9 protein-coding genes are annotated in these 13,192 nt (G+C 39.6%); 5 read left to right on the top strand and 4 right to left on the bottom strand.

Annotated elements, in window-relative coordinates:
* Window positions 1-42: 42 nt before the first annotated feature.
* On the top strand, window positions 43-330 hold the full coding sequence (locus tag ACED59_RS23090; protein ID WP_371705149.1) for a hypothetical protein: 288 nt from the start codon (window positions 43-45) through the stop codon (window positions 328-330).
* Between the two features lie 452 nt (window positions 331-782).
* Here ACED59_RS23090 and ACED59_RS23085 read toward each other — a convergent pair whose 3' ends face one another.
* A complete protein-coding gene (locus ACED59_RS23085; RefSeq protein ID WP_371705148.1) occupies window positions 783-2,735 on the bottom strand; it encodes an ATP-binding protein in 1,953 nt (650 codons plus the stop codon).
* Complete coding sequence (locus tag ACED59_RS23080; protein ID WP_371705147.1) at window positions 2,725-3,978, bottom strand: SIR2 family protein; 1,254 nt, start codon at window positions 3,976-3,978, stop codon at window positions 2,725-2,727. The genes ACED59_RS23085 and ACED59_RS23080 overlap by 11 nt, the downstream gene beginning before the upstream one ends.
* Window positions 3,979-4,688: 710 nt before the next feature.
* Between ACED59_RS23080 and qatA the strand changes: the two genes are divergently transcribed.
* Genes qatA through ACED59_RS23060 form a run of 4 tightly spaced genes read left to right on the top strand, consistent with a single transcriptional unit; the run spans window position 4,689 to window position 9,586 of the window.
* On the top strand, window positions 4,689-6,581 hold the full coding sequence (gene qatA / locus ACED59_RS23075; RefSeq protein ID WP_371705146.1) for a Qat anti-phage system ATPase QatA: 1,893 nt from the start codon (window positions 4,689-4,691) through the stop codon (window positions 6,579-6,581).
* Entirely contained in the window at window positions 6,581-7,387 is an 807-nt protein-coding gene (gene qatB, locus ACED59_RS23070) for a Qat anti-phage system associated protein QatB (protein WP_371705145.1), read from the top strand. Before qatA ends, qatB begins: the two co-directional genes overlap by 1 nt.
* Window positions 7,387-8,805: a Qat anti-phage system QueC-like protein QatC gene (gene qatC, locus ACED59_RS23065; RefSeq protein ID WP_371705144.1), complete on the top strand. Its 1,419-nt coding sequence runs from the start codon at window positions 7,387-7,389 to the stop codon at window positions 8,803-8,805. The genes qatB and qatC overlap by 1 nt, the downstream gene beginning before the upstream one ends.
* 19 nt (window positions 8,806-8,824) lie before the next feature.
* Window positions 8,825-9,586, top strand: a complete 762-nt coding sequence (locus tag ACED59_RS23060) for a TatD family hydrolase (RefSeq protein ID WP_371705143.1) — start codon at window positions 8,825-8,827, stop codon at window positions 9,584-9,586.
* A 185-nt stretch (window positions 9,587-9,771) separates the two neighbouring features.
* On the opposite strand, the gene ACED59_RS23055 is transcribed toward ACED59_RS23060, so the two are convergent.
* Window positions 9,772-11,373, bottom strand: coding sequence for a hypothetical protein (locus ACED59_RS23055; protein ID WP_371705142.1), 1,602 nt, complete (start codon window positions 11,371-11,373; stop codon window positions 9,772-9,774).
* A gap of 456 nt (window positions 11,374-11,829) precedes the next feature.
* On the bottom strand, window positions 11,830-12,708 hold the full coding sequence (locus tag ACED59_RS23050) for a bacteriophage abortive infection AbiH family protein (RefSeq protein WP_371705141.1): 879 nt from the start codon (window positions 12,706-12,708) through the stop codon (window positions 11,830-11,832).
* Window positions 12,709-13,192: the final 484 nt, after the last annotated feature.

The raw sequence follows: 13,192 nt of genomic DNA, 5'->3' as shown, positions 1-13,192 counted from the left end.
ATGATCTTATTCTTCGTGCTGAAAGATTAGAATGCGGTGTTCATGACACGCTTACGCTACAAAAGCTTTAACGTCGAGAAATACCAAAATGATGAGATCTCCGAGTTCATGAACAAAAAATATGACATGGGAAGAGTTATCGGTGGAAACAACAAAAAAGAAAAGCAATCCCAGTTAGAGCAAGACTGTTTAGCACGTTTCACTAACTGCGATGAAAGCTTGTTGACACCTCTCTCCGAGAATGCGACAACTAATACCGCATCTCGATCTAGGGCGCTCTTTGAGGCCTTAAGGGGACGAACCGTAAAAGCAGGAAAAAGAGCCAAGTAGTGGTGCATGGGCTCGTCAGGGCCCTACTTCATTGACAACCAACACGCCTGGAACATAAGTCGTATCAGTGACTGTTCTAATTTGGCTATCCTTGAATAACTACAGGTAGTGAAAATAAATATGTGTATAATGTCGTTGAGAGAATTTAGGGCAGTACGCATTGCGGAGCAGAGTCCTAGCGACACCACCCAAACAAACGAGGTGCCGCCTATGGAAAAACAGTTGTAATCTACAAAACCTGGAATCAAATCCACCCTATTAGTCATCTTTGGATGGCTAGCTTTTTTTAGTTCCTTCATGCTGCCACCAGACTTAACCATCGCAGCTATAATACTTCAAAAAGTCGCTAGGGTTCTGCCCTAAGTTCTTTTGCCAACATCCAGTTTTTAGCTAGCGAGCCAGCAAACCTTTGGACAAAGTTAGCTAGCACATCTAACTTGCTATACAAAACTCTAATTGTCTAAAACGTGCTCTGGTATATCACGAATAAATTCGCCGATTACCCAACCCATTGTCTTTTGTAGCTCTTCACTAGTATCAGATGGTACTTCGAAGTAATAGCTATAAATCATCTCTCCACTAGAACCTTCATCACCAAGATACTCTATGTCTAAAGTCTCGAAATCCTGTATCAAATCATTTGGAATATCTAGGTATTCGACGATTGGACTTCTTACTACTTCTCGCTGTTGCTTCCAAGCTATTGAGTATTCAGCACTCTTCGAAGTAGGTTTTATTTTTGGCTTCTTCATTTTAACAGTCATCGGAAATGGGAAATCAACTCCAAGTAGCAATGCTTCACCTTGGCTAAGTGTTGGTAGAAAAGAAGCAGAGCGTTGATCCATAGAACCTACAGCTCTTTTTACTACTTCTTGATCATGAAAATTGGTCAATCGATGGACAATTAATGATCCAATTTGACTCAGTACATCTTCAGGTATGTCACGCGGTCGTTGTGTTGCAATTACAACATTCAAGCCGTATTTTCGCCCCTCCTTGGCTATATTGCCAAATGCATCTAACCTAATAGAACTTGTTTCATCACCAACTGTTTTGTTCAAGAACTGATGTGCTTCGTCGATGAAAACTAAGAGCGGATTGTTATGATCAATATTTCCACTCCTTGCTAAATTCATCAAATTCCGACCAATGGCATTAACTAAAATCTCTCTACCATTTGCTTCAAAAGGAACTGCTGATAAGTCTAACCTTATTACCTTGCCTTGCTCTTCCCTTCTTGCTAGAACTTCTAGTATTGATGGTATATCTGTGCTTTCTTTGTCGGGATCAAAGAGCCACCTCAAATGCGGGTTAGATGAGTATGCTTTAATACGAGAGATTAAACTTATGCAATAACCAAGGTCACCGTCATGAGCACCTCCAAACAGGTTTTCATTATTTCGGTCTGTAGGCCAGATGCATTCTTGCTCAATTTGACTTGCTAAATTTTTGAAGCTCCACCTTCTACACACAGATGTACTAGATTCTAACTGTTTCACAGCATCGTTGTATGCAGCCTTTACTTTTCCTGCTTTTACTAAAGAATAATTGGCATCTACGGTTAGCCCCTTAGCGTTCAGCTTTTTCCAATTCTCAATCACTATTATTTGACTGAGGATAGCGGAAGCTAGTTTAGGCATTTGGGTTTGTGCTGAGGGGCGCAAGAAAGCATAAATATCGGATTCTGGCAATTTCCAATGTGGAAAGGTTACGGTATTATCTTGATTAGCATTTTCATGGCTACCCACGTAGTAAGTAACACAATCTAAGTCAGCATACTCCCCTGTAGGATCTAATACTAAAGCCTTCCCACCATGCTTCTGTACTTCCTGTATCAATCGGGAAATAGAATAGCTCTTTCCACCACCAGTAGCCCCTAAAACCGCGCAATGCCTGGCGAAAAGTTTATCAGGAGTGACTGTGATGTTTGCTGATAAATCGTAAGGCAACTCTGCAATATCAAGCTTGATCTCACCCTCATCAGAGTCGCCTTCGGCCAGCATGGCGACCAATCGTGGGTGAGCGGAGTAGATTTGACTACCCAACCTAGGATGGCTTTTAAGTCCTCTGTACAATTCACCAGTAGATGGATTGATACTTGTTAATAGTTGGATGATACCTATCGGATTGTTAAACCCATTTTCCATGGATATGACATCGACAGACAGTCTCTCAGCACCATCTAACCATACTTGAACTAAACGACCTAGAACTGCTGTTTGCCCACAGTCAATAAATATGAATTCGTTTACTTCTCCCGCTGGAACACGCTCTCCCAAATGCCATTTGGCCTCTCCTGTGCCTGCATCCGAAAGATTGGCTTTAACTTCTGATGGCGACACATTGATAACACTACCAATCCTCCGACAGGAATCATAGGGTGAAAACCAATCACTAGAATTCATCATCTTTGCCTTTACTGATTACCATGTTTTGAGCCAATGATTCGAAAGTTTTGAACAACTTTTCTTCTGGTGTTTCTTTTCTACGCTCTAACAACAAGTTACTAAATTGCTCGAAGGTGCCATCAATAATGGAAATTCTTCTATCACCTTGATTGATCGCTGAGATCAGCAAATCTCTGATCTCTTTGTTAAAAGAACCTTTTTCATTGAAAGGATCTTTCGTTGCCACAAGGACATTAAACTCAGCATTAGTCCTAAGAGCCATCGTAACAGCATTGTTTATGTGTTTATCATTGAAACCAAAGCCTAAGCAGATCAATGCAGTTTTAGGTTGCTGAAGGTTATTCAAAAACGATGACATCATATCCAAATACGGAGAATCGTATGATGTTTGATATTTGGAGCTACTGGGATAGATAAAAACAGGCTCGTCAATGTTAGCTTTATAATCGACTTTTTTCACTCGACCTCGTTCTCGTGTCCAATTCACTGACCCGTGCATCTTGTAAAGGTGGAAAACATTGGGAATGTAGGCGCTAGCGGTTCTTATATCTCCACCTCGGTCAACAATATCATAACGATACCAAGCTGGATTGAAGTAGCTTGGAGATGAGAACTCAAAACCATCTACAACGACAAAGCCAGTATTAGCTGCGGAATGCTCAAAAGCTAGATCATAGTTTGTTGTAAATAGCTTTAATCGTTGCTGTTTCGGACTTCTTCGTCCTAACGTCCTAATAAACTTATCATGCGAAGCCCAATCGTTTTGTCGAACCACATCTGTAAAGTTTGTTTCATCTAAAATAGTTTTCTTTGATTGTTCTAAGAAAGACTTAAGCTGGCTCGTTTTGCTTTCATCTGGAAATAAAGCGATATATTGGTCGCATAATGACAGTAAAAGCTCAATATCATCCCATGGCTCGTTTGTGTCTTCATCCCTCTTGGGTTGATTCTTATCGTACTCAACAGCGTCCAGAACAGCTTCAAACAGAGCTGGTTCCTGCTTTTTACACCTTTCCCATAGTCGCCCCATGCTTGGCGCTATACCTGTAAACGTTAGTGATGTACCCGAACCAGCAAGCACAATTAAATTGTCAAAATCTAACAGGCTATTGATACTTGATAGTAGTGATTGATAGTCTTCATTATCTTTCTTACCTGAAGAATCAATATCTATCTCAGCAGGTGTTTTGACGCTCCCCGCACTTTTCACGAATGTTGACAACAGTTTTACTTTATTCATTATCATAGCCTAATCCTGACGATGTTATTTATTCTACCGTGATTATCAGCTTCTAGACATCTGGTTGCTCAATGTAGGTAAGCGACAAATATCAATATGTGATCAGTATTGTGTTTAAATGCGGATTATCAGAAGTAAGGACAACCAAAAGGTGTTTTCCTTATCTGGGGCTCGCTTGACTCAATAATGGGATGAGAATTCAACTGGGGTTCGAATTGTAAGGGAGAAATAACTCTCCTTTTTATCTACTTCTCTATACCAGTAACCTTACAACGTTGGCATTCTATCGGCTCGTAATCAGCCTTGATTAGGTACTTCTTAAGGATGCGCTTGACGTAACTATGCCCCACAATCTATCTCTCTTTACTTAGCTGAAAAATACAATGAGGTTACCTGATCCTATAGACACATTACTGGTATTACTAAAAGTTAGCCAAATAACTCCTTCAACTATTTTATCGGTATAAATAAAACTCTAGTTCAGTTAGTAGGTTCTTGAACACTACAAGCCGACTTTGATCAAATTCCATCGCCCATAACAATTGCTTAGTTTTAGAGACATAGAAAGAAGCTTTCAAAAGACCAAATTGAATTCGCTTAAAGTACATATTGACATCATAAGCTTTGAAATCACGACTAACTCATTGAACAAAAAGAAATCACCTAGTAGCATATCGAGAAAATAAGTCCAATTAGGTAAGGAATGCAAATTGCTGTGGCCAGACAACGAATCGAGTGTAGACCTTCTAAATTACCAATCGATAAGCAGAGCAATCATAACATTACTGAGTGATCAGCATAGACTGCCTGTCTCTATTGGTATTCACGGAGACTGGGGCGCTGGAAAATCTTCTGTTTTATCTATGATTGAACAGTCCTATAAGGATGATGAAAAAACAGTATGTGTCAGGTTTAATTCTTGGTTGTATCAAGGTCTTGAGGATGCTCAAACAGCATTAATGCAGCAAATCACGAGTGATTTGGTAAAAAGCAGAGCGTCTGTAGAAGGCTTGAAAGCATCAGCAGATTCGTTTTTAAAGCGAGTTAATTGGTTTAAAACAGCAAAGACAGTAGCTAATTGGGGAGTATCCACATTAAGTGGAGTACCTACACCAGCCACAATGCAAGATTTATCAGCAATAGTGGATCAGCTAACTAACAAAGTTGGAAGTTTAGGAAAAGAAGAACTTTCAAAAGGCTTGTCGGAACTTAAAGGATGCATTGAAAATGCTGACAACAAGCAAGTTGTCACTGAAATAACTGAGTTTAGGCAAGAGTATAAAAAGCTACTCAAAACTGCTGATATAGACAGGTTGATAATCTTAGTGGATGATCTTGACCGTTGCTTACCTGATACGGCAATAGCAACGTTAGAAGCGATGAAATTGTTTTTATTTATGCCAAATACTGCTTTTATTATCGCAGCAGATGAAACAATGATCGAGTACTCTGTCCGTCGCCATTTCCCTAATTTGTCCGAAGAAGTAGGAGGAATGGCATATACACGAAACTACCTCGAAAAACTGATACAAGTCCCGTTCAGGATTCCCGCACTTAACGAAAATGAAACGTCGATATACCTTGCTCTACTTATATCCGAAAGCATCTGCAAACAAGATAGCAGTGAATTCAATGTAGTTCTTGAACATGCTCGAACGATCTTGAAAGAACCTTGGGCGAAAAGAAGCATTTCTACTGAACAATTTGAAAGTTGGACAGGAAAAACTTTATCTAAAGAGAATAAAGAGCTGTTTTTCATGGCTTCACAAATCGCCCCAGCCTTAAACTTAGGAACGAAAGGGAATCCCCGTCAAATAAAGCGTTTTTTAAATGCATTTATGACAAGGCTTTTGGTTGCAGAAAGCGCAGGCTATAAAGATTCTATCAAAGAAAATATACTGATTAAGCTGATGCTGTTAGAAAGATTTAACCCTAACGCCTATGAACTACTTCGGTTAGATAGCTTAAGCAACCATGAAGGTTTACCACTATCGCTAAAGGTTCAAGAAAATCCCATTTTCAATAGTGAAGAAGATACACCTGAGCTTCTATCAGCCCAGAAACCTCTATTTGATACAGAAAAAGATTCTTGGCTTGCTAACTGGATTAAAATTGACCCACCATTATCCGATATAAATCTAGCCCCATACTTCTTCCTGACAAGAGAAAAGGTAAGATTTATAGGCTTAACCCAAAGTAATGAATTAATTGAACGTTCACTTAAGCTTCTTTCTGGTAGTGCTTTAGAAGTCTCCAGTGCCCAAAGTACTGTTGAACAGCTCTCAGCAGATGATGCCGAAAAGCTAATGGATCTTTTAATTACAAAAATACATGGCTCATCTAGTCCACAAAATGCTCCCGACTACTACGTTGGAGCAATCCTTTTATGTAAATGCTTTAAAGAACTTCAGTTAAAACTGCTTAGAGGTATTGCAGAAATTCCTGAGCGTAACATTGGAACATGGGCGGTTTCAGGTTGGGAACGAGCAGATCTGAATGATGAAGCTCGAAAAGAACTAAAAGAATTACTTAAAGATTGGTCAGACGCTGACAATGCAATCCTTGCCGCAACCGCTAAGCAGCAATTAAATAAGGATAAATAATGGGTACATCTACACCAAACAAGGGCCCCAATAGTAACAACCCTCTCGTTCCTACATGGCTTGAAGGTGGCGGCGAGGAGCAGCAACAGCAACAAGGCACCCCCAACAAATCAGAAATAAAGCCAGAAACTGGACAACGATTCAGAGTACCTAGAGCTGATATGAATCGCTATTTCCGAACGGGTGATACTGACTCAATGAAGCGAGGTATAAGTCGTTACGTAAAGAACACTGGTGGAAAGGGATCATCAGTAAAAAGAATGGGAGGCTCAACAAAAGCTGCGGGCAATTTACTCTCGTTCTTAACAGATGCAGCAAAGCAAGGAGCAGATGCTGCGGCTAAGAACTTTAATCTCACATTAAAACCGAATGAAACAGCAGATCAATTACTGTTACGTGTTTCAGATCAAATCTGTGGAGTAACTACAAGCAACATCCCTGATGCTGTAGTCAGAACTGCATACATTGAGACTGTGATTGAAATGACTACCACCATGGGTATTACTGATTTAAGCCAAATTACTCCTGAGCAAATTAGCGCCAGTATTAGTTGCTTTATAGGTAAAAGTGTCACCGAAAGAATCATTAATGATATCGGTAATAATGTAGTGGCTGAAAAAGCAAACCCAGAGCAGTTACACAGCACACTTAAAGAACTTCGGGGGTATATTGAAGGGTGTGCAAGTGATGCCATCACCAATCTGCTTGCGGATGGTTTTGACATTATGAACACAGAGTTAATTGATCAAATAGATGAATTATATACAAATGTTTTCGAGATCTTAGAATCAGTCGGTGGTGAATAATGAAAAGATGCTCAGTAATTGGTTTAATCAATGCCAAAGATAACGTTGTCTTAGCTGATAATGACAGTTTGGTCGTTTCTATCGATTTACCGAAAACTCATTCAAAAACAAAATATGGAATAGGTGCATTCGTCAAGAAAGCCCAAAAATATCTAGTAGAATCAAACATACACGCTTCAGAATTACTAAATCTATCAACTCTAGTCTATGCTGCCGACACAAGGGTTAGCAGAAAGAAACACTCTCAAGATGGATGGACTCGTGAATTCGACATCTATTTCCCTGTGAACGATACTACCCTATGGGAGCCACTCCTAGGAAAGATAGAGGAAGTGCTTTCCTTCATAACTGGTGACTTTTGGAACATAAAATTGCGAATGCGCGATGAAAACAACCTATTAGAGTGCTTAGAGAAAACCGAATCACCAATCCCCGTAAAAGCAGTTTCACTTCTATCTGGAGGATTAGATAGCTTTATCGGTGCAATTGACCTATTGAGTGAAAAAACAGACTCTTTATTTGTTGGACACTATACAGCCGACGGCACACAGAACTATCAAAACGCTATAGAAGATGTATTAAATAAACAGTTCCCTGAGCACTTTAAAGGCTATGTAAAGGGTTGTTTAGCTTTCGACAAAAATGTATTTAAAAACGATAGTACACATGCTAGTTCAGAAAATAGCCAACGGTCTCGTTCATTTATGTTCGTATCAATGGCCGCCTACCTAGCCTCTAATATGGGGAAAACGTGTAAGCTCATAGTACCTGAAAATGGCTTTATCGCTTTAAACGTGCCATTAGATCCACTCAGGCTAGGTGCCAATAGTACAAAAACCGTACATCCTAACTTCATGTGTAAAATGAAAGAAATTTTCCAAGGACTAGGCTTGAACATTCAATTGGAAAATCCATACCGCCATATGACTAAAGGCGAAATGATGGACAACTGTAAAAACAAACAGTTATTAATAGATCATGCACATGAAACATTATCGTGTGCTTCACCCACAAAAATGCGTTGGGATAAGAATGGATTAAAGTCCAAAAGGCTAGGAGGGGTTGGTGGCCTTGGTAATTGCGGATACTGTTACCCATGTCTTATCCGTAAAGCCTCCTTTCAAAGAGCATCGATTCTCGACAAGTCAAGGTATGTTGCAATATCAGACTTTAAAGATGCAAAAATTAAAGTCGGCAAAAGAGGTAGTGTATATGCCGAGTCAAAAGATATTTTATCTGTACAATATGCAGGATTTCGATTGCAAAATGGGCTAATCAATTCTAACACCGAGATACATAAATCTGGCTCGCTATCTGGTGTGCATGATGAATGGAATGAAATTGCTGGCATGTATGAACGTGGTCTGAACGAAGTTTATAGTCTAGTCAAAGATGTAACTGTGACCAAATCGTATTAGATTAATGAGTATCAAATACATGATTAGTGATGAGATTAAATATATAGACTTTCATTGTCACTGTGACCTACTTCCAGGCTTTGAGAGTAGCTCACTTAAACTTTCCCCTGAAGTGGCAGCAGTAGCTGTCACTACCACTCCCTTAGCTTGGCCTAAAAATAAAGAAGAGTCGCAACGTATATCTGGACTACTCCCAGCACTGGGTATGCACCCTCAGCTAATCAGCGCTAGATATAAAGACCACTATTCGTTTTCTAAGTATATCAATGACGCTTTTATTGTCGGTGAAATTGGATTAGACGGCTCAACAGCATTCAAAGATAGTTTAAACTTACAAGAAGAAGTCCTATCTAAAATCCTAGATCTAAGCTCAGCAAGCAAAACAGCGAAAATTCTTTCAATCCACAGTCTTAAAGCAGAAACTAGACTGATAAATATCCTAAAAGTAGAAATGAACGCTACTTCACTAACACCAATAATGCATTGGTTTACAGGATCGTTATCACAAGCAAGCAAACTTTTAGATCTTGGGGCTAAATTCTCTTTCAATCATAAGATGGTCAAAACCAAAAAAGGTCAAAGTTTAATCGCTCACATACCGAAGGATAGCATCTTAATCGAAACAGACTTACCCTTTTCAGCGAATACGTATAATTCTGAATATCACAAGTCATTATTGAAAGATACAGCGACAGAGCTCGCAACGTCGTTGGGAGTTCCGAGTGACGACTTTAAGGCTACTCTTTTACAAAACTCAAGAAAATTGCTTCACGGCACCTAATTCGATTGAGTGCGAGATAAAAACACCAATCAAGTAAGTCAAAGTAGGCATACTTCAAGCCGCGGATATTCAAGGCAGCAATCAAATCATACCTACTACCTGCTGCCTTTAGTAACTAGTCTAAACTCCAAGCCTGACTTCAAACGTTTGTTTGAGCAGTTTATACAACAGTAAGAGTAAGCCAACTAGGCAATATTAGGAGACTTGCTAAAGGGCCAAGCCGTGCTTTCTAGGCTTTGATTCATAAAATCGGTAATAGAAATACACGTGAAATCCTGAATTTTTGTTGATGCCGTAGTAGGGTAAAGCGTGATCATTGCGTAACCAGCAGTATTTAACTTCGCATCAACATTAAAATTGTGCAAAAAGTGTTTTTCGATACTTTCTACATTTTCAATCGCCCAGTTGAACTTCCTTCTGAATCGTTCACTGTAGCTTTTGGGTTTAGTTACGAATTTTGATAAATCATCAAGGTACATTCTAGGTTCGGTCGTAAATCCAACTTGCTTAATTTCGATGATGACGAGTAACTCTTGCTCTTCATGAAAGCCTATAAAATCGATTTCACCAACTTCTGCTGGAACGTTCAGCTTTTCGGTGGCACTAATCCTAAGTGCTTTTACTGAAGATGAGCCGATTATACCTAGCGTTTCTATGTTTTGTCTCACTACTTTTTCAAACCAGCGACCAGCTTTAAAGGACAGCACATCAAGAGCTGATTTAATACTTTTTGATTTCCACTCCACGGGTAGTTTTTGAAATGGAACATCTGATATCAATAGTTCTAGGCATTCTAATGCCATTCTAGGGGAAAAGAACACAAGTTCCTTGCCCTCATATTGGTCTTTGAAAAAAGCACGTTTGTATGCGCGGTACTCCTGTTTAGGCTTGTAGAGTTCACGTTCAATCATTGTCTCACTGGATAGGCAAAACCCTTCAAGAATACGCATGCCCTGTTCTTCGGTAAGCCTAAAATGGTCAATCATGACACTAACCGCCTCCTGCAACTCAAAAAATCCGAGGTGTTCAGGATTGTTCTCATCGCTATAAGTTACGATGAGCCATTTAATGGTCTCAATCGTGTCTTTAAAGCCCAAGCCTAGCGTTTCAACAAAGCTTTCACCCAATATTTCCTCTTGAGCCTTGATATCATTGTGGAGCATAGGGTTAGGGATATACTTGTGAAAATCCAGTACAGAATTTCTGATGTCGAGATTTATGCTACTGTCTTCTTCAGCATGAAAATAAATGTGTTCGGCAGGGTCGAGTCTTAGCGTGACGCTATCTAAGAAGCTGCGGTAAGTTTCACTCCGCATGTATAAGCTTACGAGCTCTTCAGCAGCAATGAAAACAATTGAAATCGCGTCTTCTTGCTTCTCTTGCGTTCTCTCGACTTCGCTGCTATCCATCTTTGAGCGACAAAGAAGCTCAAATAGATGCTTTATACCTCTTCTCGCATAACTTGCTTGAGATAACCACAATTCTTGCTCTTTCTCTGAAAGTTTTTTTTGCTTATACATATCTGAAACCTTTCCGTAGCGTTCATATTCGGAGGCTAGAAATGCTGCAAACTCTCTAGGGGCAACCCTAGGAAGGTTCTCATCCAGTATTTTGTAGTATTCTTGGTAAAGAAAGTTTACGATTTCTACTATCTGGTTCTTGTCGGTGTAAGTTCCAGGATCGAAGTTTTTAAATACTGATTCCTTTATACTGTCATAAACTCTTTTTTCATGCTCTTTACTGGGCCGAAAGATTTCGATGCCATTAAAATTACGGCTTTCAAGCACAAATGACTCCTTAGTCGATTGTTTATATCTACTAATCCAATCACTGGATTCACGTTAGTGATTTTATACATCCACGTCAACAAACCTCTAGACAGGTTGTATTAGCTCTATTTCCCCAAGGCTTTTCATTGACTTAAAATCTAATTGCCTTTTGAACTAGACTGCTGCGGCGTAATATCTTCTACTGTTCTATCTTTGTAATGACATTGTTCTGGTTTATTGTCATTCTTACCACTCCTTAACTGAACCCAACTTTATAGTTCACTGATAAGTTAGATCTTTAGTCAACCAAACACATATTGAAGCATTGGGTAATCATGGTCAAAAAGATATGACTGAAAATGTTATAAATGATGAACCTAAGAGCCATTCTGAGCTAGCCGCATCCGTTAGCTATGCATCGGACAAACACACCAATGAGTTGGCTAAGTAATTGAAGTAACCTCTGTTACGCGCCTATACAGCTATAGGGTAAGACGTGACAAGGTCACTAGAAGCAGATGAACTCAACTGATGTTGTGGTACACCAATAGCTATCAGCTTATCATTAGTGTCCGATATACCATCACCATAATTCCAATTCTCCCAAACAGCACCAGGGTACGCGTCCAAGATGCACTTGAAATACGGAAGATCGATGTCATTAACTGAATGCCCTATAACCATAATTTTTGAAACATCTCCATAACCTTCTAGCTCAGCGCGACGCCCTTCAAGTATCTCAGCTACTGGCTTGTGAAACTTATCTGTAACTGAAGCAACTGTTCTTTGGGACTCATCAAACCAAGGCTCGTCTTCATTCCAAGGCATCGATGTAGATTGGTTGCCATCCCCGATTCCATGACCAAAAATGACGTTCAATCTAGCTTTGCCATGAATATGCAGTATATCTTCGTCAGGAATTGTATATATGTCTTGGAGCGTAGATGTATAGTTGAAGTTAATGAATTTAGAGCCATTAGGAAATTCAAATAATTGCGTGGCCGTGGTTACGTCTATTGCTCTTATCCAAGTGTTGAACGTATGTGTTACTGCATCCACCAATTCATTTACTTTTACAGTCATCTCATCTTCATAGCCATATAGCAGGCTACTTGAAGAGTCCGCCAACTCATCTAAACTTGGTTGAAATACGGCTTGCTCGCTGAAATCATCCTCGTTGAAAACACCTAAGTTTTCTTCAAAGTTAGACCACTCTTGATCATCGTGAAACTCAGGAAAAAAGACAAAATGTTCGTTTAGCTCGTCATGATGGTTTTGATGGAAATGCCAATAACTTGTAGGTAATCCATTCTGAATATCAAAACCATTACCGATTACGACTAAAATTGTCACACCAATACTCCCCTACAGATAATATCTTACAGTTATAAGTTGCATATTATAACAAGTAATAATCGCATAATTTTATGATTAGTCTACAAAATTCCAGAGTAAGGGATGCGTACATTCGCCTCAATTTTTCCTTTTAATTTAGGAGACAATTTATCCCTGTACCTACACGAACCCTCATTCTCCTCACCTTTGTAACCAGAACAAGCTACATACACACCATACCTGCCTAGTCTCGTAATTTTGGGTGATTTACAACGAGGACAGAGCAGGAACTTAGCCTTACAGCTTAGACACTCTCCATGCTTCGACTTCTTAACTGCTAGACCATCAGAACAACATTCGCAGTCAACCGCTTCAGTAAGGCAGCCTAGCCCTGTAGAGCATACGTAAGTGCCACGGTCACCTTTCTTTGGTTTGAAGTATCCTGTCTGATCTGCTCCAGCAGGACTGGACACTACATTAAGCGACATTTCGTTGTTCAAAG

This window comes from Vibrio sp. FF266 (assembly GCF_041439695.1).
Classification (GTDB): Bacteria; Pseudomonadota; Gammaproteobacteria; order Enterobacterales; family Vibrionaceae; genus Vibrio; species Vibrio tasmaniensis_A.
This window is presented reverse-complemented; position numbering and strand designations above follow the sequence as displayed.